Source organism: Janthinobacterium foliorum, assembly GCF_978021625.1.
Genome location: NZ_CDXDQE010000011.1, coordinates 120351 through 146907 on the forward strand (window position 1 = coordinate 120351; position 26557 = coordinate 146907).

The 26557-nt window shown below is 63.5% G+C and carries 21 protein-coding genes and 4 tRNA genes; 8 read left to right on the forward strand and 17 right to left on the reverse strand.

The window, feature by feature from the left end:
* Nucleotides 1-93: 93 nt before the first annotated feature.
* On the reverse strand, nt 94-990 hold the full coding sequence (locus ACZ92H_RS21100; protein ID WP_034754435.1) for a recombination-associated protein RdgC: 897 nt from the start codon (nt 988-990) through the stop codon (nt 94-96).
* A 116-nt stretch (nt 991-1106) separates the two neighbouring features.
* The gene (dinB, locus tag ACZ92H_RS21105; RefSeq protein ID WP_465050905.1) at nt 1107-2279 is read right to left on the reverse strand and encodes a DNA polymerase IV; all 1173 of its coding nucleotides are present in this window, start codon (nt 2277-2279) and stop codon (nt 1107-1109) included.
* 195 nt (nt 2280-2474) lie between these two features.
* Between dinB and ACZ92H_RS21110 the strand changes: the two genes are divergently transcribed.
* From ACZ92H_RS21110 to ACZ92H_RS21145, 8 genes are all read left to right on the forward strand, one after another.
* The gene (locus ACZ92H_RS21110; RefSeq protein WP_465050904.1) at nt 2475-4640 is read left to right on the forward strand and encodes a S9 family peptidase; all 2166 of its coding nucleotides are present in this window, start codon (nt 2475-2477) and stop codon (nt 4638-4640) included.
* A gap of 98 nt (nt 4641-4738) precedes the next feature.
* Nucleotides 4739-4814 (forward strand) — tRNA-Val (locus tag ACZ92H_RS21115).
* 54 nt (nt 4815-4868) lie between these two features.
* Nucleotides 4869-4945, forward strand: a tRNA-Asp gene (locus ACZ92H_RS21120).
* A gap of 217 nt (nt 4946-5162) precedes the next feature.
* Nucleotides 5163-5238: transfer RNA gene (locus ACZ92H_RS21125), tRNA-Val, on the forward strand.
* Nucleotides 5239-5295: 57 nt separating this feature from the next.
* A tRNA-Asp gene (locus ACZ92H_RS21130) sits at nt 5296-5372 on the forward strand.
* 250 nt (nt 5373-5622) lie between these two features.
* Nucleotides 5623-6630: a hypothetical protein gene (locus tag ACZ92H_RS21135; RefSeq protein WP_465050902.1), complete on the forward strand. Its 1008-nt coding sequence runs from the start codon at nt 5623-5625 to the stop codon at nt 6628-6630.
* Nucleotides 6621-7247, forward strand: a complete 627-nt coding sequence (locus tag ACZ92H_RS21140; protein ID WP_465050901.1) for an ABC transporter ATP-binding protein — start codon at nt 6621-6623, stop codon at nt 7245-7247. Before ACZ92H_RS21135 ends, ACZ92H_RS21140 begins: the two co-directional genes overlap by 10 nt.
* Nucleotides 7248-7383: 136 nt before the next feature.
* Nucleotides 7384-7722 carry a CzcE family metal-binding protein gene (locus ACZ92H_RS21145; protein ID WP_465050900.1) on the forward strand — a complete coding sequence of 113 codons (339 nt, stop codon included), beginning with the start codon at nt 7384-7386 and terminating at the stop codon, nt 7720-7722.
* Between the two features lie 73 nt (nt 7723-7795).
* Here the strand turns inward: ACZ92H_RS21145 and ahpF are convergent, their stop codons facing one another.
* From ahpF to ACZ92H_RS21220, 15 genes are all read right to left on the reverse strand, one after another.
* Entirely contained in the window at nt 7796-9391 is a 1596-nt protein-coding gene (ahpF, locus tag ACZ92H_RS21150) for an alkyl hydroperoxide reductase subunit F (protein WP_131378120.1), read from the reverse strand.
* Between the two features lie 107 nt (nt 9392-9498).
* The gene (gene ahpC / locus ACZ92H_RS21155; protein ID WP_092717461.1) at nt 9499-10062 is read right to left on the reverse strand and encodes an alkyl hydroperoxide reductase subunit C; all 564 of its coding nucleotides are present in this window, start codon (nt 10060-10062) and stop codon (nt 9499-9501) included.
* 188 nt (nt 10063-10250) lie between these two features.
* Nucleotides 10251-10658: a DUF3597 domain-containing protein gene (locus tag ACZ92H_RS21160; RefSeq protein WP_131378118.1), complete on the reverse strand. Its 408-nt coding sequence runs from the start codon at nt 10656-10658 to the stop codon at nt 10251-10253.
* A gap of 171 nt (nt 10659-10829) precedes the next feature.
* A complete protein-coding gene (locus tag ACZ92H_RS21165; RefSeq protein ID WP_465050899.1) occupies nt 10830-13679 on the reverse strand; it encodes an EAL domain-containing protein in 2850 nt (949 codons plus the stop codon).
* 134 nt (nt 13680-13813) lie between these two features.
* Nucleotides 13814-14206, reverse strand: coding sequence for a D-ribose pyranase (gene rbsD, locus ACZ92H_RS21170; RefSeq protein ID WP_465050898.1), 393 nt, complete (start codon nt 14204-14206; stop codon nt 13814-13816).
* 9 nt (nt 14207-14215) lie between these two features.
* Nucleotides 14216-15127: a ribokinase gene (gene rbsK / locus ACZ92H_RS21175; RefSeq protein ID WP_131378114.1), complete on the reverse strand. Its 912-nt coding sequence runs from the start codon at nt 15125-15127 to the stop codon at nt 14216-14218.
* Nucleotides 15124-16170 (reverse strand): LacI family DNA-binding transcriptional regulator, encoded by a 1047-nt coding sequence (locus ACZ92H_RS21180; RefSeq protein WP_465050897.1) that lies wholly within the window; start codon nt 16168-16170, stop codon nt 15124-15126. The genes rbsK and ACZ92H_RS21180 overlap by 4 nt, the downstream gene beginning before the upstream one ends.
* A gap of 9 nt (nt 16171-16179) precedes the next feature.
* Entirely contained in the window at nt 16180-17151 is a 972-nt protein-coding gene (locus ACZ92H_RS21185; RefSeq protein ID WP_465050896.1) for an ABC transporter permease, read from the reverse strand.
* A gap of 18 nt (nt 17152-17169) precedes the next feature.
* Entirely contained in the window at nt 17170-18723 is a 1554-nt protein-coding gene (locus ACZ92H_RS21190; RefSeq protein ID WP_465050895.1) for a sugar ABC transporter ATP-binding protein, read from the reverse strand.
* A gap of 79 nt (nt 18724-18802) precedes the next feature.
* Nucleotides 18803-19762, reverse strand: a complete 960-nt coding sequence (locus ACZ92H_RS21195) for a sugar ABC transporter substrate-binding protein (protein WP_131378106.1) — start codon at nt 19760-19762, stop codon at nt 18803-18805.
* A gap of 207 nt (nt 19763-19969) precedes the next feature.
* Nucleotides 19970-20851 carry an EamA family transporter gene (locus tag ACZ92H_RS21200; RefSeq protein ID WP_131378104.1) on the reverse strand — a complete coding sequence of 294 codons (882 nt, stop codon included), beginning with the start codon at nt 20849-20851 and terminating at the stop codon, nt 19970-19972.
* 141 nt (nt 20852-20992) lie between these two features.
* Entirely contained in the window at nt 20993-23248 is a 2256-nt protein-coding gene (locus ACZ92H_RS21205) for a YgiQ family radical SAM protein (RefSeq protein ID WP_465050959.1), read from the reverse strand.
* Between the two features lie 356 nt (nt 23249-23604).
* Nucleotides 23605-23886, reverse strand: coding sequence for a DUF4404 family protein (locus tag ACZ92H_RS21210; protein WP_131378100.1), 282 nt, complete (start codon nt 23884-23886; stop codon nt 23605-23607).
* 11 nt (nt 23887-23897) lie between these two features.
* Complete coding sequence (locus tag ACZ92H_RS21215; protein WP_131378098.1) at nt 23898-24110, reverse strand: VF530 family protein; 213 nt, start codon at nt 24108-24110, stop codon at nt 23898-23900.
* A 109-nt stretch (nt 24111-24219) separates the two neighbouring features.
* Nucleotides 24220-26364: a M3 family metallopeptidase gene (locus ACZ92H_RS21220; protein WP_131378096.1), complete on the reverse strand. Its 2145-nt coding sequence runs from the start codon at nt 26362-26364 to the stop codon at nt 24220-24222.
* Between the last annotated feature and the right edge of the window lie 193 nt (nt 26365-26557).

Consider the following 26557-nt stretch of genomic DNA (forward strand, 5'->3'; position numbering starts at 1 on the left):
CTTCACCGTGCAAGGCGCTTTTTTATGCGCCAGCAATTTGTACAGACGAAAAAAAAGGAGCCGCAGCTCCTTTTTTCTACCGCATGAGCGCGCTTACGCCGTCGCTTCGCCGCCCAGGGCTTCCACCACGTCGGCCATCAGCTTGCTCAGCTCGCCCGTCATCAGCATCACGTCGCCGTCGAAACGCTCTTCGTCGTTCTTCGTGCTCGATTCCGTTTCCTTGATCACGTCCAGCGGCTTGACGCTCTTGATGGCCAGGGATTCCGTCAGCACGAACGAGATTTTGTCGTTCCACGTCATGGCCAGGCGCGTGCACTGCTTGCCGGCCGCGATGTGGCGGCGCACGTCGTCCGCTTCCAGGGTGTGACGCACGTAGCGCACGGTGGCCTTGCTCTCGCCCGTGGCGCGCAATTCCGTATCCATGTCGACCGTGAAGCCGGCAGGCGCATCGTCGGCCTGCAGCCATTCCGTCATCACCGCCACGGGCGAGCGCTGCACGCGCAGGCTTTCCAGCGGCAATTTATCCACGGCTTTCAGCAGCAGCTTGATGACTTCATCGGCCTTCGCCGGGCTGGCCGCATCGACCACCAGCCAGCCATTGACGGGATCGATCCAGGTCCAGACGTTGCTGCGGATGCTGAAGGCGCGCGGCAGCAGTTCGTCGGCGACGCGTTCCTTCAATTCCTTCATGGCCTTCTTGCCGGGCGCAAAACCTTGCGCTTCTTCCATCTCGGCGGCGCGGGCCTTGGCCACCTGGTTGATGACGGTGGCCGGCAGCAATTTCTTTTCCGTGCCCAGCAAGATCAGCATCTGCTTGTTGACCACGTGGACCAGGCCGCCATTCGGGCGTGGCGTATCCCAGCCCTGGCGCATCAGATCCATGCTGGTCGCCGGCGTAAATTTGTTCGAGGACAGGGCCTCTTCCAGTTGTTCTGGCGTGTAAGCCCATGGTGCGGGCAGGCGGTAAATCTGAAGATTCTTGAACCACATAGTTTTTGTCTTCCGTTTGTTTCAGTAGTGCCAGGGGAACGCCATTCTACACTTTCGACATGCAAATGCCGTCAAAAGCGCGGTCTGGCGCGGTATGTATCTTGTGGGAAACCTTGCTACAGGGCGGGAAACAGCTCGGCCTGGGCAGGTACCTGCCGCGTGACGATGGCCGGGTCGCACAGGGTCGAGATGCGCACGCCCAGCAAGCGGATTTTCTTTTCGAACGGCACGCGCCGCAGACAATCGCGGCTGGCGCGCAAGATGGCGGCGGCATCCGCCGTGGCGCTGGGCAGGGTGATATCGCGCGTCACCGTGCTGAAATCCTCGAAACGCAGCTTGATGCCCACCGTGCGCCCCGCCAGCGACTGTTTATCCAGGTCGCCCGCCACGCGCGTGCACAGGCTTTCCAGCTTTTCCGACAGGGTGGCGCGGTCGCGCACCACCTGCAAATCGCGCTCGAACGTGGTTTCGCGGCTGACGGACTTGGTTTCCCGGCTGGTCTGCACGGGGCGCTCGTCGATGCCCAGCGCCGCCTGGCGCAGCCAGCCCGTGTACAGGTCGCCAAACTGCGTGCGCAGCATGGCCATGTCGGCCTGCGCCAGTTCGCCGATGGTATTGACGCCCAAGGCTTCCAGCTTGGCCGTGGCCTTCGGCCCGATGCCATTGATCTTTTTTGCCGGCAAGGGCCACACGCGCGTTTCGACATCCTCGGGTGACAAAATGGTCAAGCCATCGGGTTTTTCCAGGTCGGAACAGATCTTGGCCAGCAATTTGTTGGGCGCCAGGCCGATGGAACACGACAGGCCCGTCGCCTCGAATACGGCCGCCTTCAGGCGCGCCGCCATGGCCGGCGCCTGCTCGCCATGTTCCGTCAGGTCGACATAGATTTCATCAATGCCGACGTTCTGGATGATGGGACACAGATGGGCCACGGCTTGCTTGAAACGCGCCGAATACTCGCGGTAAGCCTCGAAATCGGCGGGCAGCAGGATGCTGTCGGGCGCCAGCTTGGCCGCCTTCATGATGCCCATGGCGGAAAACACGCCGAAGGCGCGCGCCGCATATGTCGACGTGGTGACGACGCCGCGCCCCACGTAATCGCGCATGCGCGCAAACTGCCGCGTGCCGTCCTGCTGCAGCACGGGCTGCTGCAAGCGCCCGCCGCCGATCACCACCGGTTCGCCACGTAATTCCGGATATTTCAGCAGTTCCACGGAAGCAAAGAAGGCATCCATGTCCAGGTGGGCGATCCAGCGGCGCGCTGCGGTATGTGGTTGGGCAGATGACATAAAAACACCTCGCGGCGGATCGGCTCGCCTGTATCAGGCAAGAACATTGGGCAAGACACTGTGCATGCATACAGTATGCACCGGAATTGCGCCAGGATGCAAGTTGAAACGAAGCGGACACATTGGCGGCGCCAGGCGGTTGCTTTTCTCAATAGCAAGATTACAATCCTGACACAACAATCAAAGGGAGTTGCCTTGCCTATCGCACATCACGCCTTGCGCCGCCTTGCCGTCTGCTCATCCATGCTGCCGGCCCTGCTGCTGTCCACGCCAGCGCCATCCGCGCTGGCTGCCGACGCCGCCCCCAATGCCGTCACCGCCCCCGTTGCCGCCAAGACAGCCTGGCAGGAAACCCGCCATGGCACGGTAGTGACGGATGACTACCGCTGGCTGCAAAAAAAGACCGATCCTGCCGTCATCGACTACCTGAATGCGGAAAACGCGTATACGGCCGCCGTGACCAAGCCGATCCAGCCCCTGGCCGACAAGCTTTACGCCGAAATCAAGGGCCGCATGCAGGAAGTGGACCTGTCCGTGCCTGTGCGCATGGGCAATTTTTACTATTACACGCGCATGGAAGCGGGCAAGCAGTACCCGCTCAACTGCCGCCGCGCCGCGGGCGCGAAAGGCGCCTACGATGCCGGCGCCGCCGAGGAAATCCTGCTGGACCAGAACCAGCTGGCCGAGGGCCACACCTTCTTTGCCGTGCGCGCGTTTGCCGTCAGCCCGAATGAACAATTGCTGGCCTACACCACCGACACGACGGGTTTCCGCCAGTACGACCTGCATGTCAAGGATTTGAAAACGGGTAAATTGCTGACCGACAGCATGCCCAGAGTCACCTCGCTGGCCTGGGCGGCGGACAACGCCACCCTGATGCTGGCGCAGGAAGACGCCACCACCAAGCGCTCGGACCGTTTGTTCCGCCTGGCGCTGGGCGGCACGCCGCAGCAGGTGTATCACGAGCCCGTGGAACAGTTCGCCATTGGCGTTGGCCGCACGCGCGACCAGCGCTACTTCGTGCTGACGTCGGGCAGCACGGATACCAGCGACGTGCTGCTATTGCCCACCAGCACGCCCAATGGCAGTTTCCGCAGCGTGCTGCCGCGCGAAAAAGGCCACCGCTACAGCGTCGAGCACCGCGACGGCCAGTTGTACATTCTCACCAACAAGGATGCGAAAAATTTCCGCATCGTCAGCGCGCCCCTGTCGGCCCCGCAGCCGCCACACTGGAAGCCGCTGGTGCCGCACAACAAGGACGCCGTCATCCAGTCCATCGATGTCTTCCAGGGCTACCTGGTGGTGATGGAGAAGGCGCGCGCCCTGAACCGCGCGCGCATCTATGATTTCGCGCATCAAAACTGGAAGACGGTGCAGTTCGACGATCCCGTCTACCTGGCCACGGCAGCGGGCACGCCGGAATTTACGGCAACGCAATTTCGCATGTCTTACCAGTCCCCCGTCACGCCGCCCACCGTCATCGACGTGGCCATGCAGGACGGCAAGCGCACGGTGCTGAAACAGCAGGAAATCGTCGGCGGCTTCGACCCTGCGCGCTACGCCACGCAGCGCCTGTGGGTCACGGCCCGCGATGGCGTGCAAGTGCCGCTGTGGATAGCCTACAAGAAAGGCGTCAAGCGCGATGGTTCCGCGCCACTGCTGCTGTACTCGTACGGCTCCTACGGCATTTCCACGGAAGCCACGTTCGGCCTGGCTCGCATCAGCCTGCTGGACCGCGGCGTCATCTATGCGCAAGCGCACATCCGCGGCGGCACCGACATGGGCGAAGCGTGGCATGAGGACGGCATGCTGATGAAGAAGAAAAACACCTTCAATGACTTCATCGACAGCGCCGACTACCTGGTGCGCGAAAAATGGACCAGCCCGAACCGCCTCAACATCCAGGGCGGCAGCGCGGGCGGCTTGCTGATGGGCGCCGTCGTCAACATGCGTCCGGAACTGTTCCACGCCGTGCACGCGGCCGTGCCCTTCGTTGACGTGATGAACACCATGATGGACGCCAGCTTGCCGCTGACCACGGGCGAATACCTGGAATGGGGCGACCCGAACCAGAAGGCCGCCTACGACTACATGCTCAGCTATTCGCCCTACGACAACATCGCGCGCAAGAATTACCCGGCCATGCTGGTGACGACGGGCCTGAACGACAGCCAGGTCATGTACTGGGAACCGGCGAAATATGTGGCCAAGCTGCGCGCGTATAAAACGGACGGCAATCCCCTGCTGCTGAAAACCAACATGGGTGCCGGCCACGGCGGCGCCTCGGGCCGCTACAACGCCATCGCCGAAAATGCCTTCAATATGGCGTGGATGCTGTCGCAGTGGGGCATCAGCGAATAATTTCAAAAAGCGCTTGCAGAAGGATTTTAGCCGTCCTATAATAGCGCCTCTTCCAGACGTGGTGACAAACGTCGGGATGGTTTTCTGAGACAAGCAACGGGTGCTTAGCTCAGTTGGTAGAGCGGCGCCCTTACAAGGCGTAGGTCGGGAGTTCGAGCCTCTCAGCACCCACCAAATCAGAAAACTGTCCAGTGCTTCATGGATCAGCAATACAGATCATACGAGCTTGGAGTGGTAGTTCAGTTGGTTAGAATACCGGCCTGTCACGTCGGGGGTCGCGGGTTCGAGTCCCGTCCGCTCCGCCAATAAAAGAAAGCCCTTTGGTTCCCTGAACCGAAGGGCTTTTCCCATTTCAGCAGCAGAAAAACCGCCCGTCTCCCATCGTCTCCACATTTTTTGCGTCTTTGAGCAAAAAAACTGCTTTTATCCCATAAGAAGAGTTGCACAAGCAGCATAGCGCCCCCTATAATAGTGCCTCTTCCAGACGTGGTGACAAACGTCGGGATAGTTTTCTGGGTATGCGGGTGCTTAGCTCAGTTGGTAGAGCGGCGCCCTTACAAGGCGTAGGTCGGGAGTTCGAGCCTCTCAGCACCCACCACCAATGCAGAAAATTATCCGGTGCTTCATGGATCAGCAACACAGATCATACGAGCTTGGAGTGGTAGTTCAGTTGGTTAGAATACCGGCCTGTCACGTCGGGGGTCGCGGGTTCGAGTCCCGTCCGCTCCGCCAATAAAAGAAAAGCCCTTTGGTTCTCTGAACCGAAGGGCTTTTCCCATTGTGGGATCAGATCCACGATACCGCTACCGCAGCGTGTTATGCCAACGCGCATGGGGGTCTGACCCAGCTGTTAGAATCAGCTACCCCCGACTCCGCCCCTGCCCGCATGCGCTTGCCCCGAAGCATCCATCCCTACCTGGCCCTGCGGCTGCGCCTTGCTCATCATGCTTTGCTGCAATTTGCCGCCAGCATGGCAAGCTCCATGGAGATTGTCTTTTTCCTGGCCGGCCCTGTCTTGCTGGGCTTGCTCAGCGTCATCGCCCTGCCCGGCTTTCTCGCCATGACCCTGCCCTGGCCCGCCGCGCTGGGCCTGCTGGGCGGGCAAGCGTTGCTGACCTGCCTGCCCGCCTGGCTGCTGCGCAAGCGGCTGTTGCCCGCCCCCATCGCCGCCTGGCTGCGCCCGCTACCCTTGCCGCCGTGCCTGCGCTGGCAAGCCGATATTGCCGTGGCGGGCATGCTGATGCTGCCGCTAGGCATCGCCTATATCGTTTCGGCCAGCATCTGGCTGCTGCAGTCGCCGCCCTGGCTGCGCCCGATTGCCGCGCCCGGCATGGCCGCCACCCTGCTCGTCTGGCTGCTGGCGTGGATATTGACGAGTTGCATCATCGCGCGGCGCCTGCGCGCACCGCGCCCCGTGCAGCGCGTGCGCCCCTCAACGATGAGCAAGTATGTGCCGCGCCGGCCACGCTGGCGCAGCGGCTTCCTGTGGCGCCAGCTGTTCTGGCTGCCGTTCTGGCGCAAGGAGAGTGTGATCGGCATCCAGCAAAGCCTGCTGCTGGCCACCGCCGGCGCCAGCATGCTGGCCTGGCTGCTGCGCGCCCCGCTCGTGCCCGCCCCCTTGCTGGGTTTGCTGGCCAGCGCCAGCCTGGTCATTGTGACGGACCGGGGCGACAAGGCCGTGCGCGAGCAGATCGCCATGCTGCGCCCTGCGCTGAACGCCTGGCCCCTGGCCAGCGGCAACCTCATCCGCCTGGCATGCGGCGCCAGCCTGCTGCCCGCCCTGATCGTGCTGCCGGGCGCCGGCATCCTGCTGTATTACATCGATCCGGCCGCCCTGCAGCAGCGCGTGACCAGCGTGTACGCCATCACGGCCAGCTTGGCCCTGCTGGCCATCGTCGGCCTGCCCCGCCTGACGGCGCGGGGGCGCGTCGCCCTCGTCGTCTTCTCCATCCTTGCCTTGAGCGCCATCGGAAGCGAATTATGGAATTGAACCTGCCCTCTCCCCTGCTGCGGATCGCGCAGCTCGATTTTCATTTCGCCACGCACAGCGTCTTCCAGCGCTTCAATCTGCAATGCGGCCCCGGCATCACCTGGCTGCGCGGCGCCAACGGGGCCGGCAAGACCACCCTGCTGAAGCTGGCGGGCGGCGCCCTGCTGCCCGCGCGCGGGTCCATCCGCCTCGACGACATCGACAGCGGGCGCATGGCGCTGGAATACCGCGCGCAAGCCTACTATTGCGGCGGCGACTCGCCCGCCTTGCCCTGGCTGCAGGTGCATGAATTTCTCGACCTGCACCTGGCCCTGTATCCGGGCAGCGACCAGGCCCTGCTGAACGCGGAACTGGACGCCTTTGCCATGACGGCGACCCTGCAGCAAGGCATCACCGCCCTGTCCCTGGGCCAGCATAAAAAACTGCAGCTGGCGCTGGCGCTGGCCTTGCCCGTGCGCCTGCTGCTGATCGACGAACCGTTCAATGGCCTCGACGCGCCCGCCATGGCGCATCTGCGCGCGCGCCTGGCCGACCCGGCCCGCCTGGCGCGCCAGTGCATCGTGCTGACCAGCCACCTTGAGCCCCAGCTGCCGCTGGCGGCCACGGTGCAGCTGTGAAATAGGCCTTTGCAGATCAGGCAGGAAACGCTTAGGATGCCGTCTTGCCCGCGCCGGCGATCCCGGCGCAGCCATTCATAACAAACGGCGACACACGGCGGCTTACCGGCACGCCGCGCCCATCCTGGAGATCCGCATGTCGAACACCCACCGCAGCGCCCTGGCCATCCTGTGCGCCATTCTTGCCACGTCCGCCCTCGCCGCCGGCCCCGCGGGCACGGCCGCCGACTATGGCAGCGCGGCACGCCATGACGCGGCCCAGCGCACCATCGAGCTGCAGGCCGACTCGCGCCACATCAACGTCACGCGCGGCGAAACCGTCACCATCGCGCGCGCCGGCCAGCGCTTTACGTGGCACGTGCAAACCTTCAGCAACAGGACCGTCTTCGCCCTGGCCGAGATCGCGCCGAAGGACATGGCCGTCGACGGCATCCAGGTGTATGTCGCCGCCAATCCCCAGTACGCGGGCAGCTGATTGGCATTTGCAACGCGCAAAAAAAAACCGGAGCAGCCTCGCGGCCGTTCCGGTTTTTTTTGCAGCGTAATGCTTACGCCGTCAGCGCTTCTTTTGCTGCGGACTCATCGACCACTTCCTCGTCGTCCGAGCGGATCAGGTGGTCAAAGGCGGACAGGGCTGCCTTGGCACCTTCGCCGGTGGCGATGATGATCTGCTTGTATGGCACCGTGGTGACGTCGCCGGCCGCGAACACGCCGGGGATCGAGGTCTGGCCGCGGGCGTCCACTTCGATTTCGCCGTGGCGCGACAAGGCTACCGTGCCCTTCAGCCATTCCGTGTTCGGCACCAGGCCGATTTGCACGAAGACGCCTTCCAGCTCGACCTTCTTCGACTCGCCGCTGACGCGGTCCGTGTAGCTCAGGCCATTGACGATCTTGCCGTCACCGTGGATTTCGGTGGTTTGCGCCGAGGTGATCACGGTCACGTTCGGCAGGCTGTGCAGCTTGCGTTGCAGCACCGCATCGGCACGCAGTTCCGCGCCGAACTCGATCAGGGTCACGTGTTTCACCAGGCCGGCCAGGTCGATCGCCGCTTCCACGCCCGAGTTGCCGCCGCCGATGACGGCCACGCGCTTGCCCTTGAACAGGGGGCCGTCGCAGTGCGGGCAGTAGGCGACACCATGGTTGCGGTATTCCTTCTCGCCCGGCACGTTGATTTCGCGCCAGCGGGCACCCGTGGCCAGGATGACGGTCTTGGCTTTCAGCACGGCGCCATTCGCCGTTTCAATCTGCACCAGCTTGCCGGGCGTCAGTTTCGTGGCGCGCTGGGTATTCATGATGTCGACTTCGTATTCCTTGACGTGCTGTTCCAGCGCCATGGCGAACTTCGGCCCATCCGTTTCCTTGACGGAAATAAAGTTTTCGATCGCCAGGGTATCGAGCACCTGGCCGCCGAAACGCTCGGCCAGCACGCCCGTCTTGATGCCTTTGCGGGCCGCGTAGATGGCCGCTGCCGCGCCGGCAGGGCCGCCGCCGACGATCAGCACATCGAACACGTCTTTCTTGTTCAGCGCTTCGGCCTGGCGGGCACCGGCATTGGTGTCCAGCTTGGCAAGGATTTCCTCGACATTCGTGCGGCCCTGGCCAAAGTGCTCGCCATTGAGGAACATCATCGGCACGGCCATGATCTGGCGCGCTTCCACTTCCTGCGGGAACACGCCGCCATCGATGGTGGTGACCTTGATGCGCGGGTTGATCACCGCCATGGCATTCAATGCCTGCACCACTTCCGGGCAGTTATGGCAGGAGAGCGAAATAAACGTTTCAAATTCGTAATCGCCGTCGAGGTTGCGGATCTGCTCGATCACGGCATCGTCGAACTTGATGGTGTGGCCGCCCACTTGCAGCAGCGCCAGCACCAGCGAAGTAAATTCATGGCCCAGCGGCACGCCGGCGAAGCGCACGCCGATATCGGTGCCCGGGCGGTTGATGCTGAACGACGGGGTCCGTACGCCAGCGTCCATGCGCTCGACCAGCGTGATCTTGTCGCTCAACAGGACTATCTCCTGGAGCAATTCCTTCATTTCGCGGGCTTTTGCGCTGTCATCGAGAGAAGCGACCAACTCAAGCGGATACACCACTTTTTCCAGGTAGGATTTCAGTTGGGTTTTGAGGGTGGCGTCTAACATGATTTTTTTCCTTTTCTACAAATATTTAGGCGAATGCCGGGCCGGACACCCGGTCCGGCATCGCGGTAACTACTTGTTTGCTGCTGTGTACTTCAAGGCGTCAAGACTTAGATCTTGCCAACCAGGTCCAGCGATGGGGTCAGGGTTGCTGCGCCTTCCGTCCATTTGGCCGGGCACACTTCGCCTGGGTGGGCGGCAACGTACTGGGCTGCCTTGACTTTGCGCAGCAGTTCCGACGCGTCACGGCCGATGCCGTTGTCATGCACTTCCAGCACTTTGATGAAGCCGTCCGGATTGATGACGAAGGTACCGCGCAGCGCCATGCCTTCTTCTTCGATCATGACTTCGAAATTGCGCGACAGGGCGCCGGTCGGGTCGCCGATCAGTGCGTATTGCACTTTCTTGATGGCGTCCGACGTGTCGTGCCATGCTTTGTGCGCGAAGTGCGAATCGGTCGAGATGCCGTAGACGTCCACGCCCAGCTTCTGGAATTCAGCGTGGTGATCGGCCAGATCTTCCAGTTCGGTTGGGCAAACGAAGGTGAAGTCGGCTGGGTAGAAGACGAATACCGACCACTTGCCTTTCAGCGACGCTTCCGTCAGATCGACGAATTTGCCATTGTGGTATGCGGTTGCCTTGAATGGTTTAACTTGGGTATTGATCAGCGACATAGTCATTTCCTCTCGTGTGGTGAATCAGTAAGACTCTAGTGTAAGGGGTTTTAACCCATATGCAAAATTGATTGTCACAATAGTTTCAATTGGTTTTAGCTATCATGACACCATGGGAACTCCATGATAGGCAGTTCCCACGGGATTGGATAGCGGTGACAGTGGATACCCCTGCCGCCGCCAGGTGTTTAGTTCTTGAGTTCTTCCGGTACCTTGCCGCCGTTTTCCGCCAGCTTGATCATCACCTGGCGGTGCAGCCAGATATTCATGCTGGCCGAATCATTCGTATCGCCCGTGAAATGCAGCTCCTGCGCCAGTTCCTTGCGCGCGGCCAGGCTGCTATCGAGTTGCAACAATTTCATCAAGTCAACGATGGACGTGCGCCAATTGAGTTTTTCCGCACTCTTGTTGGCCAGGTCGACCAGCACCACTTCCACGTCCACCACGGGCGCGGCGGCGGCAGGGGCTGCAGCGGGGGCGGCTCCTGCCGCGGCTGGCGCAGCTGCCGGTGCCGTGGCGGCAGCCGGCGTGGCGGCCGGGGCGGCGTCGGACGAGTGGTGGAAGATTTTGTTGTAGATATTGCTGAAAATGCCCATGAGTACACCTCGAGTTGGAGTGAATGGAAGAAGGTTTGCCTGCGCGCCCGGTCGATGACCGGTGACAGCTGGAGCCGGGCGCAGGCGCCAGCCAGTCGAGTATAAGCCCGTTCAGGCCGGAAGCCCTGTCCCGCAGGCCTGGCTGAAATCTGGTGGCGCCGCGCGCCCGTTTCAAGGCTGCAAGGGCCGCTGCGCGCGCAGCAGCGCGTCGAACGCTTCGATGGCCAGCGGCGGCGCAAACAGGTAGCCTTGCGCAAAATCACAGCCGATGTCCAGCAGCAGTGCGCGCTGCGCCGCCGTTTCCACCCCTTCGGCAATCACCTGCAAGCCCAGCTTGTGCGCCACGCTGATGATGGCTTCGCACAGGGCCAGTTCGCTGGCGCCGGGCGCCAGCTTGCCGATCATGGCGCCGTCGATCTTCAGGTAATCGATGCCGCACTGCTGCAATTGCGTCAGCGAGGCGTGGCCGCTGCCAAAATCGTCGAGGGCGATCTGCAAGCCGGCCGCGCGCAAGTGCTGCAGGCGCTGCGCCATGCCGCCGCCGGCCCCCAGCAGGGCGTCCTCGCGCATGTCGAGCACGATGGCCGTGGCGGGCACGTCCAGCGCCGCCAGCTGGCGCAGCCAGGTACCGGGCGCATCGGCCGCGCGCTGCCACTCCAGCGGCGACTGGTTGATGCACAGCTGCAAATCCGGCCCGATGGGGTAGCCGGCCGCGCGCCAGCGCTGCAATTGTTGCGCCGCCGCCCGCAGCACCCACTCGCCGATCTCCACGATCAGGCCGCTGCTTTCGGCCAGCGCCAGGAAGTCGGGCGGGCTGACCACGCCCCGCTGCGGGTGATTCCAGCGCAGCAAGGCTTCCACCTTGGCGATGCGCCCGTCCCGCAGCGCGACGATGGGCTGGTACACCAGCTGCATCTGCTGCTCGCGCAGGGCCGTGCGCAAGTCCGTGCCCAGGCGCATGCGGTTGACGGCCGCCACCTGCAGCGCGGGCGTGAAGTAACTGTAGCGGTTGCGCCCCGCCCCTTTCGACACATACATGGCCTGGTCCGCATGCTTGAGCAAGTCCTCGATATTGCCCGCGTCATCGGGATACAAGGTGATGCCGATCGAGGCGGACACGAACGCCTGCTCCTGCCCCAGCAGGAACGGCGCCAGCAGGCCATCGAGGATTTGCCGCGCGATGCGGTCGATCTGCTGCAGGTCGTCGAGGTCGGACAGGATCACCGTGAATTCATCGCCGCCCAGGCGCGCCACCGTGTCCGTCTCGCGCACGCCCACGCGGATGCGCCGCGCCGCCTCGATCAGCAGGATGTCGCCCTGGTGGTGCCCGAGCGTGTCGTTGACTTCCTTGAAGTGGTCGAGGTCGATGAACAGGATGGCCACGCGGCTGGCATCGCGGCGGCCCTGCGCCAGCGCCAGGCGCAAGCGTTCGTGGAACATGCGCCGGTTCGGCAATTGCGTCAGGGTATCAAAATTGGCTTGCTGCCAGATCAGCGCTTCGGATTGCCGCTTGTCCGTCACGTCTTCCAGCATGCACAAATGGTGCGGGCCGCGGTGGCGCGCCGTGTCGATGGCCGTCACGGAAGCGTCCACCCACACCACGCCGCCATCGGGGCGCACGATGCGCTTCGAGTGGCGAAAGCCGGGCAAGCGACGTTCCAGCAACTGCGCCACCTGTTCCTGCTCGCCCGCCACGTCGTCGGGATGGCTGATCTCCATCCAGCTCGATTGCTTCATGTGCTCCAGGCTGCGTCCGCTGATGGCCAGGTAACGAGGATTGATGTCGAGAAAGCGTCCGCTCAGGGTATCGATCAGGGCGATGCCCATGGGCGCTTCCTCGAACATGGTGCGAAAGCGCAACTCTCCCTGGCGGATGGTTTCTTCCGTGCGGCGGCGCTCGCGGGCCAGATTGCTGAAGTGAAACGCGGCCGCCACGGCCAGCAGGCTGCCCGCCAGGCCCAGCGACAGATATAGCCAGCCCAGGTCCGCGCCTGGCACGGGACGGTACAGGAAACCCTTGTAGGTGCTGCTGTCCGTGGCGTTGCGCGGCAGCACGTCCATGGCCGCATACGTGTCGGCGATATGCTGCCAGCGCTGCGGATTCATGTAGCCCGGTTCCACCAGGGTGGGCTGCAGCAGCAGTTCCATCTGCTGGGCTTCGTACAGCAGGTGCGCGTGGTCGTGGCGCTGGCTGTACTTGGCGTGGATCAGCTGCGCCATCTCCTCGCGGTGCGCCATCGCGTATTGCCAGCCGCGCAAGCTGGCCGCGCGAAATGCTTTCACGCGCTCGGGATGGCGGCGCAATTCATGTTCGCTGGTAAACAGGTTGTCGCCGTAGAAATCGATGCCGGCCGTGCGCGGCGTAAACTGGTAATACGGAAAGCCTGCCCGGTCCAGGTAGTCGGGTTCGTTGGTGGAATACGCGGCGATGGCATCGACCTTACCGCTGATCAAATCCTCGACCCGGTAGCTGGGCGGCACATGCCGCATCTGCTGCGCATCGACCCCCATCTTTTGCAGGAACAGCGATACCTCGTCAGCCGAAGGCTGCGTGCTGCCTGCCGCACCGATCATCACGGACGCCCCCGCCAGCTTGCGCACGTCGGGCGCGCCGCCGTGCTGGCGCATCAGCAGCACGCTGGGCGAATGCTGGAAGACCACGGCCAGCACCACCACGGGCTTGCCGGCCAGGCGGCTGAGCAGCAGGGTGCTGTTGCCCACGCCATATTCGGCCTCGCCCGCCAGCACGGCCGCCTCGGCCAGCCGGCCATTGCCGCCCTCGACCAGGGTGACGTCCAGCCCCGCCTCGCGGTAATAACTTTGCTCGATGGCCGCGTAATAGCCGGCGAACTGGAACTGGTGGGTGAAATTGAGTTGCAGCGCGACGCGCTCGAGGGCTTGCGCAGGGGATGCCAGGCACAACAGGCACAAGAGCAGCGAGGCAAGGCACGGCCAGCCGCGGGCGCGCCTGCCGGCAGGCGGCAAGGCAACACGGAAAGCGTCAGGTGCTTCCATCGGCATGGCGGGAAACCATCGGAAAACTGCCCAGCTGGCAGGACCAGCCTATTGTAGCCGTCCCTTTTGCCAATGGATAATTATTTCACTGAGGGCAATACCGATGATGTTTTTGGCAAACAGTCTGGCGCTGGTTTGCGTTAGAACACGACGCCAGCGACCAGAATGACATTGGCATACGGACTGCATTCGCCCGTGCGCACGATGGCGCGCGCGCCCCTGGAGAGTTGCTTGAACTCCTCGTGCGTCACCTGGCGCGCATCGGGCAGGGACAAGGCCGCCATTTGCGCCGCCATGGCAGGGTTGTGTTGTGGCAATTCGCTGGCCAGCAGGTGGTATTCCACCTGCATTTCGCTCAGCACCGTCTGCACGGTGTCGATGAAGCCGGGGATGCCGCGCGTCAGGGCCAGATCGATCAGGGGCACGCCCGGCTGCGACGGCAAGCCCGCGTCGCCGATGACCAGCATGTCGCCATGGCCCAGTGAGGCGATCATTTGCGACAGCGCAATATTAAGCAGCGGAGACTTTTTCATGGCCGTGGCTCAGAACAATTCGTGCAGGAAGGGAATCGACGTTTGCGCGCCAGGCTTGGTGACGCTCCAGGCAGCCGCGCGCTGGCCTTGCTGGATGGATTCCGCCTCGTCCATGCCGGACGCCAGACCCGCCACGAAGCCGCCGATGAAGGTGTCGCCGGCAGCCGTCGTGTCGACGGCCTGCACCACTTCGGCCGGGAAGCTGGTGTCGCCGCCATACAAGGCCGCGTGCACGCCCTTGGCACCGAGGGTGATGATGACGTTGTCGCTGCCCCGCTGTTGCAGCGCGGCGGCCAGCGCCGCGATATCCGTGCTGTCCGGCGCCACGCCGGCCAGCATGGCCGCTTCGATTTCATTCGGGATCAGATAGTCGACCAGTTCCAGCAAGCCGTCCGGCAAGCTGGCGGCCGGCGCCGGGTTCAGCACCACCGTCTTGCCCAGGGAGCGGGCCAGCTTGATGGCGTGCACGACGGTGTCCATCGGCGTTTCCAGCTGCAGCACGACGATGTCGGCCTGTTCAATCAAGCCTTGCGCCGCGTCAATGTGTGCGGGGCTCAATAAATCGTTGGCGCCGCCGGCGATGACGATGCTGTTCTGGCCGTTGTCGTCGACGAGGATGGACGCGATGCCCGAGGCCACGCCCGGCAAGGTGGTGATGTGGCTGTCGATGATGCCGTCGCCCGCCAGCGCCGCGCGCAGGGTCGTGCCAAACGCATCGTCGCCCACGCAGCCGATCATGGCCACTCGCTGGCCACCGGCCTCGACCTTGCCGCTCATGCGCGCGCACGCGACGGCCTGGTTGGCGCCCTTGCCGCCAGGAATCGTTCTAAAAGCGCCGCCCGTCAGGGTTTCGCCGGGGAGGGGCATGCGCGGCACGCGCAAGACCAGGTCCATATTGATGCTGCCGATAACCACGATCATGATGTCATTCCCATCAGTTCAGTTGCAGGTAAAGAAAAAGGTAACGTTGGCGCGGCGCTGGAGCCGCGCACGTGCAGCGCGGGGGCGATGCTGCGCTGCTGGCGCGGCATGGCAGGGTCGGCGATGCGCGCCAGCAGGCAGGCGGCCGTGATGTGGCCCAGTTCGCGCGTGTTTTGCGCCACGCTGCTCAAGGCCGGATGCACGAAGCTGGCCAGGTCGATATCGTCGAAGCCGACGACAGCCAGTTCGCCCGGCACGGCAATGCCCCGCTCGGCGGCGGCGCGCAAGGCGCCAAAGGCCATCAGGTCATTGCAGCAGAACAAGGCATCCGGGCGCTGCGCCTTGGGCAGCGCCAGCAGATCGAGCGCGGCCGCATAACCGCCGGCGCTGCTGAAGTCGCTGTGACGGCACAGCGCGTCGGCCAGGACCACGCCCGCTTCCGCCATGGCGCCGCGCGCGCCATCGATACGTTCATTGGAAATGCTCACTTCGCGGGGACCGGCGATGCAGGCGAGGCGCCGGCGTCCCAGGCTCAACAAGTGGCGCGCGGCGAGAAAGCCGCCGGCGCGGTTGTCGACGGCCACCGCGTCAATGGCCAGGTCGCTGGGCGCGCGGTCGAGCAGCACGGCCGGCACCTTCATCTTGCGCAGCAATTCGCCATCGCTGTCGGCCAGCGCGGACAGGATCAGGCCGTCGCAGCGCTTGGTCAGCAACACATTCAGGTACTCGCGCTGCTTGACGGGATCGTCGTCGGAATTGCACAGGATCACGCTGTAACCGGCCGCATAGCAGCTATCCTCGATGCCGCGCGCCACTTCCGAGAAATACGGATTCGTATTGTTGGGAATGATCAGGCCGATGGTGCGCGTGCTGCGGCTGCGCAGGGAGCGCGCCAGCGCGCTGGGCACATAATGCAATTGCTCCGCCGCCGCCAGCACGGCGCGGCGCGCCTCGTCGCTGACGGGGCGCGTATTGTTGAGGACGTGCGAGACGGTGGTGAACGACACCCCCGCCGCCTGCGCCACTTGTTTGATGGTTGCCATGGGGCAGTATTATGCGCGCTCGCCGCGGCGGCGGTAGGTATCGAGCACCACGGCGGCGACGATCACCAGGCCCGTGACGATGCGCTTCACGGGTTCGGACACGCCCACTTGCGCCAGGCCCGCTTCCAGCACGGAAATGATCAACACGCCGATAAAGGTGCTGATAACGGAACCGCGGCCACCCATCAGGCTGGTGCCGCCGATCACCACGGCGGCGATCACCTGCAATTCCATGCCCACGCCGCCGTTCGGGTCGGCCGCTTCCAGGCGCGAGACCTGGAACAGCGCGCCCACGCCGGCCAGGAAACCCATCAGGGCAAACACCAGCACCTTCGACGGCTTCGTATTGATGCCGGACAAGCGCACGGCTTCTTCATTCGTGCCGATGCCTATCCAGTGGCGTCCCAATACCGTGCGCGTGAGCACCAGGTGGCCGATGACGACGATGGCGATCGAGGCGATGAAGGCGGGCGACAGGCCGAACACGATCGGCGAGCTGATGCCCTCGACGGCGCCGCCGATGTATTCCGTGCGCGAATTCGTCACCTGATAGGCCAGGCCGCGCGCCATTTCCAGCACGCCCAGCGAAACGATGAACGAGGGAATGCGCCAGCCGACGGAAATGAGGCCCGTCGTCGCGCCGCAGGCGGCCGCCACCGCCATGCCCAGCATGGCCGCGCTCCACACGGGCCAGCCCCAGTGCACCACGGCCAGCGACAGCACGGAAGCGGCCAGCGCCATCACGGAACCCACCGACAGGTCGATGCCGCCGATGATCAGCACGAACGTCATGCCGACGGCCATCACGACTAAGGTCGGGATGTTGTTCGACAGGGTACTCAAGGTGGCCAGGGTGAAGAAGTTTTCGCTGGCAAACGAGAACAGCACGCACATGGCCAGCAAGGCGCCGATCAGGCCCGCATAGTTTTTCAGGTCGGCCAGGCTGCGCTGCAGATACGATGGGGAAGAGGTAGTGGTCATGGGAATCTTTCCGGCGGATCAGGCCGCAGCGGGAGTGGAAGTGGGGGTCAAATAGCCGGAGAAGGCGGCCGACAGCAGCGCGTCCTGACTCCAGGCGCCGCGCTCGAAGGTCTCGACGATGCTGCCGGCGCTCATGACGGCGATGCGGTCGCAGATCAGCATCAGCTCGCGCAAGTCGCTCGAGACGATGACGAGGCCCTTGCCCTGGCGCGCCTGTTCGGCCAGCACCTGATAAATATCAAACTTGGCGCCGATATCGATGCCGCGCGTGGGTTCGTCAAACAGCATCACGGGGCAGTCGCGGTACAGCCAGCGGGCGATCACCACCTTTTGCTGGTTGCCGCCAGAAAGCTCGGCCACCGTTTGCGCGCTGTTGCGCGAGCGGATGCCCAGGCGCTGGATGTAATCGTCGGCCACCGTCGCTTCGGCCGCGTCGTTGAGCCAGCCGGCGCCGCTGACCGTGTCCAGCGAAGCGAGCGTCGTATTCACGGCGATGGACTGGCGCAGCAGCAAGCCCTGGCCCTTGCGGTCTTCCGTGATCATGGCGATGCCGGCCTGCACGGCGGCCTGCGGCGAATGCAAGGCGGCCGGCGTGGCGCTGTCGCCGAGGAACACTTCGCCCGCGTCGGCGCGGTCGGCGCCGAAGATCAGGCGCAGCAGTTCCGTGCGGCCCGAGCCGATCAGGCCGGCGATGCCGAGGATTTCACCGGCGCGCAAGTCGAACGACGTGGGGTTGACCACCTTGCCGCGCGCCAGGCCCCGCACGCGCAGCAGCGGCGCGCCGATGGTGCGTCCGCTCAGGTCGACGGCGTCGTCGGCCGAGCGGCCCACCATCAAGCTGACGAGGTCGGCAGCGGAATGGCCGGCGATGTCGTCGTCGCACACCAGCTGGCCATCGCGCAGCACGGCGATGCGGTCGGCCACGCGCTTGAGTTCTTCCAGGCGGTGGGAAATATAGATGATGCACACGCCTTCCGCTTTCAGGCGCTCGATCTGCAGGAACAGCAGCTCCACTTCGCGGTGTGTCAGCATGGCCGTCGGCTCGTCGAGCACCAGCAAACGGCAGGAGCCGATCAGGTTGCGCGCAATCTCGATCATTTGCTGGTGGCCGATGCCCAGCGCGCCCACGAGCGTCCACGGGTCCAGGCCGCCCAGGCCGACTTTCTCCATCTGCTCGCGCGCGTCGCGCTCGAGGCGGGCGCGGTCGATGAAACCGAAGCGCTGCGGCAAATTCTTGAGGTACAGGTTTTCCGCGATCGACAAGGTGGGAATCAGATTGAGTTCCTGCATCACCATGCGGATGCCCAGCGCCTCGGCGGCGCCGCGCGAGGCGGGCTGGTACGGTTTGCCGTCAAGCAGCATGGTGCCCGTCGTGGCTTGCTCCAGGCCGCAGATGATCTTCGACAGGGTACTTTTACCCGCACCGTTTTCACCCGTCAGCGCCAGCACCTGGCCGGGGGCGAAGCGCAAGCCCACGCCGCCCAGCACGGGGCCGACATAGGACTTGCCGATGTTATCCAGGGTCAATAGGGGGACGGCGGCTGAAGGCGCCGGGGGGATGTCGGTAGGCATGATAAAACTCCGCGGAAAAAGACGGCGGGGCCGGCGCCCGCACTGTTGCGATGGCGCCGGCCCCGGCGGGATCAGACGATCAGGACTTGGCGTCCTTGGTGACCAGTTCGACCTTGGTTTCGATGACGCCGCCGAGATCGGCCTGCTTCTTCTTCTGCGCCAGGGCTTTCAGCACCGTGTCGATGCCGAACACGGCTTGCTGCGAACCGAACTGGTCGGCAGTAGCCAGCACGCGGCCATCGGCCAGCATCGGCTTGATGGCGTTGATGTTGTCATAGCCGACCACCAGCACCTTGCCCGTCTTGCCGGCCGCCTTGATGGCGGAAATGGCGCCGATGGCCATGTTGTCGTTACCGCACAGCAAAGCCTTGATATTCGGATTGGCGTTCAGCATGGCGGCGGCCACCGTGTTGGCGGGGGCGATTTCCCACTGGCCCGACTGTACGCTGACGACCTTGGCACCGGCCGCCGTCATGGCGTCCTGAAAACCCAGGGTGCGCTGCTGCGCGTTGTAGGTGGTGGACACGCCTTCGATGATGCCGACGGGGTCGCCCTTCTTGATCTGCTTGGCCAGGTAATCGCCGACGACCTTGGCGCCTTTGCGGTTGTCCGGACCGACGAACGGCACGGTAATGCCCTTTTCTTTCAGCGCGCCCGCATCGAGCTTGTTATCGATGTTGACGACGATGATGCCCGCATCGATGGCTTTTTTCAGCACCGGCACCAGCGCTTTCGAATCGGCCGGCGCGATCACCAGCGCGTTGACGCGCGAGACGATCATCTGCTCGACCAGCTTGATCTGGCTCGACGTATCCGTCTCGTCCTTGATGCCGTTCGACAGCAGGTCGTACTTGGCGGCATTCGCCTTCTGATGCGCCTTGGCGCCATTTTCCATGGTCAGGAAAAATTCATTGGCGAGCGACTTCATCACCAGTGCGACCTTGGGCTTGGCTGGCGTTTGCGCCATCGCCGGCACGGCGGGCAAGGCACACACCAGGACAGCGGCGGCAATCATTTTCAGGCGAATACGGGATGTCATGAGCGTCTCCAGAGGGTTGGGCAAGCACGTGTACAGCATGCTTTTTAGGAAATTCGTTGTGCGCAAACGTTTGCGCGAAGCGAATAGTGCCTCAATGCCCCATATCAGTGCAAGCAAAACTGTAGCTGCGGTGCAGCAAAAAGGGGACGCCCCGAATGAAACGGACAGGCCGTTGCGAGCGGCCTGCCGAGGAGAAATACGCAACAGTCAGCGGTTTGCTGCGGGACGGGCACTGGCCCACTGCACGGCCAGCACGCTGGCCAGCACCAGCAGCAGGCCCAGCATCGACCAGCCCGTCATGGCCTGGCCCAGCAAGGCCCAGCCCAGCACGACGGCCATCAGGGGACTGAGCAGCCCCAGCGAGGAAACGGCCACGGGCGACAGGCGGGCGATGCCGCGGAACCACAGCGCATACGCGAGCAGGGCGCCGGCCAGGCACAGATAGGCGTAGGCCAGCACCTGCTGCCAGGACAGCGCGGGCAAGGGCGCGTCGGCCAGCCAGGCGACGGGCGCCAGCATCAGGCCGCCGAGCAGCAATTGCCAGCCCGTCAGCGCCAGCACGGGCAGGTCCGGCTTCCAGCGCCGCGTCAGATAGGTGCCGGCCGCCATGCACGCCGTGCCGCCCAGCGCGGCCGCGATGCCGACGGGCTCCCACACGGTGCGCGGCGACAGCAACAAGACGCCCATGCCAAGCACGCCCAGCACGCTGGCAAGCAATGCCAGGCGGGCCGGGCGGCGCCCTTCCACGCCCCAGGCCAGGCCCATCACCAGCAGCGGCTGGATGGCGCCCACGACGGCCGCCAGGCCGCCGGGCAAGCGGTAGGCGGCGACGAACAGCAGCGCCTGGAAGACGCCGATATTCAAGGCCGACAGGATCAGCACGCGGCCCCAGTCGCGCCGCGCGGGCAGGCGCCGCATGAGGAGCAGCAACAGCAAGCCGGCCGGCAGCACGCGGATCAGGGCCGCCGTGAAGGGGCGGTCGGGCGGCAGCAGTTCCGAGGTGACAATGTAGGTGGAACCCCAGATGAGGGGCGCCAGCGCCGTGAGCACGATATCGCCCCAGGCGGGGCGGACAGCAGAGGTGGCCATGAACTATCTCGACATCAAGATAAAAACTGAGTGTGGACGCAAACTGTCTTGATGTCAAGATAAATACGCCAGTCTGGATAATACTGCCGGCCATAAAAAAACCCGGCGCACGGGCCGGGTTCTGGATGCAGCAATAAAAGCTTACCTGCGGCCGCTGCGGGCCGGCGTGCCGCCCTTGGCGGCCGGCTTGGCGCCACGGCCCACGGGCGCGGCGGCGGGCTTGGCCTTGGTCTTGATGGTCGACAGGATCGAGGGACGCACTTTCGACTCCACGGCCGTGGCCTTTGGCGCGGCGGCCGTGCCTCCCAGGGCGATGCGGCTCTTGCCTGGCGCCACCTTGAACTTGTCCGGCGTGCCGGCGCCATGCGTCTGGCGGCTGCGTTCGCCAGCGGCCAGGCCGCCCGATTCGGACGAGGTCCAGGCCGGAATCAGATGCTTGTCGCCATTGCCGATCAGGTCGCCACGGCCCATGTTGACCAGCGCTTCACGCAGGATCGGCCAGTTGGCCGGGTCCTGGTAGCGCAGGAACGCTTTATGCGTGCGGCGGATCTTGCCGCTGCGCGCCGTTTCCACCACTTCCGAGTCGGCCGTCACTTTACGCAGGGGATTCTTGCGCGTGTGGTACATGGTCGTGGCCATCGCCATCGGCGTGGGCATGAAGGTTTGCACCTGGTCCAGCTTGAAATTGTTTTTCTTCAGCCACAGGGCCAGGTTCAGCATGTCCAGGTCCGTCGTGCCCGGATGGGCGGCGATGAAGTAGGGAATCAAGTACTGCTTCTTGCCCGCTTCCAGCGAGAAACGGTCGAACATTTCCTTGAATTCATCGTAGGCGCCGATGCCGGGCTTCATCATCTTCGACAAGGTGCCCTCTTCCGTGTGCTCGGGCGCGATTTTCAAGAGGCCACCGACGTGGTGCGTGACCAGTTCCTTCACGTACTCGGGCGAACGCACGGCCAGGTCGTAGCGCAAGCCCGAGCTGATCAGCACTTTCTTGATGCCCGGAATGGCGCGCGCCTTGCGGTACAGGGAAATGAGCTTGCTGTGGTCCGTGCCCAAATTCACGCAGATGGACGGGTACACGCAGGACAGGCGGCGGCACGAGACCTCGATCTCTTTTTCCTTGCAGGCCAGGCGGTACATATTCGCCGTCGGACCACCCATATCGGAAATGGTGCCCGTAAAGCCTTTGGTTTTATCGCGGATATGCTCGATTTCGCGCAGGATCGACGGTTCCGAACGGCTCTGGATGATGCGGCCTTCGTGTTCCGTGATGGAGCAGAAGGTGCAGCCGCCGAAGCAGCCGCGCATGATGTTGACGGAAAAGCGAATCATTTCCCACGCGGGGATGTGCGCCTTGCCGTAGCTCGGGTGCGGGGCGCGCGCGTAATTCATGTCGTACACGCCATCCATCTCGTCCATGGCCAGCGGCAGCGGCGGCGGGTTGAGCCACACATCGCGTTCGCCGTGCGCCTGCACCATGGCGCGCGCATTGCCGGGATTCGATTCCAGGTGGAACACGCGCGAGGCGTGCGCATACATGACGGGGTCATCCTTGACGACGTCATAGGCGGGCAGGCGCACCACCGTCTTGTCGTGCTTTTCCTTGGCCATGGCCAGGCGCTCTTCGCGGCTCATGATGCGGATCGGCTTGATGACTTCGGCCGACTTCGACGCATTCTCGGTGGCGCAGGCGGTCTTGTCTTCCTGCACCATCTCGTACGGGCTGTAGTGCGGATCGATCTTGCCGGGCACGTCCACGCGGGTGGAATTGTGCACGCCCCAGTCGTCGCCGGGCAGCCAGCCGGACGGCACCATGAAGGCCGTGCCGCGCAGGTCGCGGATATCCTTGATGGCTTCGCCAGCGGCCAGGCGGTGGGTCAGGTCGACCAGCGCCCGCTCGGCATTGCCGAAAATCAGCAGATCGGCCTTGGAATCGGGCAGGACGGAACGGCGGACCTTGTCCGACCAGTAATCGTAATGGGCGATGCGGCGCAACGACGCCTCGATGCTGCCGATGACGATGGGCACGTCGGAATACGCTTCGCGCGCGCGCTGGGCGTACACGGTGACGGCGCGGTCCGGGCGTTTATTGGGTTCCGCGTTGGCCGTGTAGGCGTCGTCGGAGCGGATCTTGCGGTCGGCCGTGTACTGGTTGACCATGGAATCCATGTTGCCGGCGGTAATGCCGTAGTACAGGCGCGGCTTGCCGAGGATGCGGAAGGCGTCGGCCGACAGCCAGTCCGGCTGGCTGATGATGCCGACGCGGTAGCCCTGCGCTTCGAGCAGGCGGCCAACGAGGGCCATGCCGAAACTCGGATGGTCGATGTAGGCGTCGCCCGTGACGAGGATGACGTCGCACTGGTCCCAGCCCAGTGCGTCCATCTCGGCACGCGACATCGGCAGGAAAGGCGCCACGGCAGCGCGGGCAGACCGCTTGGGAACGGTCGCAAATAAATTGGTAGGGGAGCTCATAGGGTACGGATTGTACCGGAATTGGCCATTTCCAACCTGACGGCCTGCTGTTGACTGTTGGATTTCAGTACAAAAAACGTTTATTTTTCAAACACTTGGGAAATTCCCATCGAGAAATTGTGACTGAGGAGCAGTTTTTATCACTGCATCTATACCGTCTCGGCGCCTCTCGAAACCGTAGCGAGCAAGCTCAATGCCGGGGTGAGTAGCGGAACCGCACGCAGGTACGGTGAGCAAGGCATACCCGGCAATGGGCTGCGCGGCAGGTTTTCAGAGGTGCATCAGATACCCATGTTGGCGAGAATTTCACCCAGCTCGCGCAGCGCCGGCTCCAGCTTCGGATGCTTCACGGCAAACTTGGCCGACAATTCCTGGCTGCGCTCGGCCAATCCATAGGTGGTCGATTCTTCTGCGTCCTGCTCTTGCGCGGCGCGCTTTTCCAGCAGCAGCTGGATGTCGCCATCGAGTTTTTGCAGCAAACCATGCAGTTCTTCATCCACAGGGTCGCCGGACGCGATGCTCGATTGCAGCTGTTGTAACGATTCCTTGAGTTTGCTATCCATGTCTCTTCCTGTCAGTCAGTAAATTGCGTGTCCAGGAACAATTGTTCCACTTTGCTCCTGGCCCACGGGGTCTTGCGCAAAAACTTCAGGCTCGACTTGATGCTGGGATCGCTGATGAAGCAATTGATATCGATGTGCTTGGCCAGGCCGTCCCAGCCATAGTGGGCTTGCAGGCGCGTCACGATTGCTTCCAGGGTAATGCCATTCAAATCTTGCTCACTCATATACTCTTTCGACTGCCTTCTTGTTTCCATCTTACGCAATTCTACGCCGCCGGCACATAAAGCTTGCGTGCGCCAGGACGACGCAGCGCAAGCTTCAGATGGGGACGCCTTACTTGGCGGTCAAGCCGCGGCGTTCCAGCAGCGGTTCCACGGTGGCGTCGCGGCCGCGGAAGTCACGGAACAGCTGCAGCGCATCGACGCTGCCGCCGCGCGACAGCAATTTGCTGCGGAACCAGTCGCCGTTCTTGCGCGTCAGGCCGCCGTTTTCCTTGAACCAGTTGACCGATTCCGCGTCCAGCTTTTCCGACCACAGGTAGGCATAATAGGCCGCCGAGTAGCCGCCCGAGAAGCTGTGCGAGAAGTACGTGGTGCGGTAGCGCGGCGGCACGGGGGCGTAATCGACGCCCGCATCCTTCAAGGACGCCGCTTCAAAGGCCAGCACGTCGGTCGGGATCTGTGCCGGGGTCAGCTGGTGCCAGCGCTGGTCCAGCAGGGCCGCCGACAGGTATTCCGTGGTCATGAAACCCTGGTTGAATTTCTTTGCCGCCGTCACCTTGTCGAGCAATTCCTGCGGCATGGCCGCGCCGCTCTGGTAGTGCTTGGCATAGTTTTGCAGCACTTCCGGCCAGATGGCCCACATTTCGTTGACTTGCGAAGGGTATTCGACGAAGTCGCTCGGCACGCTGGTGCCGGCAAAGCGCGGGTATTTCACGTTCGAGAACATGCCGTGCAGCGCATGGCCGAATTCGTGGAACATGGTCGTCACTTCGTCAAACGTCAGCAGGGTCGGCTGGCCGGCCGGCGGCTTCGGAATGTTCAGCTGGTTGGCCACCACCGGATGCGTGCCCAGCAGCGACGACTGCGCCACGTATTCATTCATCCACGCGCCGCCATGCTTGTTGCCGCGCGCATAGAAATCGGCGATGAACAGGGCCAGCGGCTTGCCGTTGGCGTCGATCACGTCATAGACGCGCACGTCCGGGTTATATACCGGCAAGTCCTTACGCTCCTTGAAGCTGATGCCATACAATTTATTGGCGGCAAAGAAGACACCGTTGTTGAGCACGCTGTTCAGTTCCAGGTACGGCTTCAGTTCGTTTTCATCGAAATTGAAGCGCTGCTTGCGCAGCTTGTCCGTGTAGATGGCCCAGTCGGCAGCCGCCACCTGGAAGCCGCCCTTCTCGGCATCGACCACTTGCTGCAGGTCGGCCGCTTCGCGGCGCGCATTGGCGACGGCCGGTTTCGCCAGCTCCGACAGCAAGGTGTTGACAGCCGTCGTCGTCTTGGCCGTCTGGTCTTCCAGCGAATACGCGGCGTAGTTGGCGTAACCGAGCAAGGTGGCCCGCTCGGCGCGCAGTTTCGCCAGCTTCAGCACGATGGCGCGGTTGTCGAATTCGCCGCCCTGGCTGCCCCGGTTCAGGGAGGCATCCATCAGGCGCTGGCGCGTGGCGCGGTTGGTCAGCACGGCCAGTGGCGGCTGGCCGCTGGTGTTGACGAGGGCGATGACGAACTTGCCCGTCAAGCCACGCTCCTTGGCGGCCGCGGCGGCCGTATCGATATCGCTGTCCGTCATGCCCGCCAGTTCGGCGCGCGTGTCGACGACGATGCTCTTGGCATTGGTTTCCTTCAGCACGTTTTGCGCGAAGGCCGTTTCCAGGCCAGCCTGCTCGGCGTTGTAGGCTTTCAGCTTTTCCTTGTCCGCATCGGACAGCTTGGCGCCGGCGCGCACGAAGTCCGTGTGGTAGCGTTCCAGCAGGCGCAGGGATTCGGCGTCGAGGCCCAGCTTGTCGCGCTTGGCGTACAGGGTGTCGATGCGGGTAAACAGTTTCGGGTTCAGGGTGATGGCGTCGCCATGCGCGGCCAGTTTCGGCGACACGTCCACTTCCACCGCTTCGAGCACGCTGTTCGTGTTGGTCGAGGTCATGTTGCCGAAGATGCTCTGCACGCGGTGCAGCAGCTGCCCCGTGCGCTCGAGCGCGACGATGGTGTTTTCAAACGTGGGCGCCTGGCGGTTATTGGCGATCGCATTGACTTCGGCCAGCTGGCGCTTCATGCCTTCGGCAAACGCCGGCGCGTAGTGCTCATCCTTGATCAGGCCGAATTGCGGCATCTGGAATGGCAGCGGACTGGCTTTCAGCAGGGGGTTCTGCGCGCTGACGGCAGCGGCAGGGGCGGCGGCGGCGGCCAGGGCGGAAGGAGCGGCGTGGGCCAGCATGATGCTGGCGGCGATGACGAGCAGTTGTGGACGGATCATGACATCTTTCTGGAAGCACGGAGAAGAACCGCGATCGCATCGCGGGCCAGTTGCAGATCATAGCAGCCTGTCACACAGGCGTCATCCAACATGGCCGATATGCTGGCCCCACGGCCCAACTGCGCGGTTTACCACGGTTTGCGCGGCAATTCGCCAAATAAAAATGGCCGCCCATTGCCGGGCGGCCATTGAT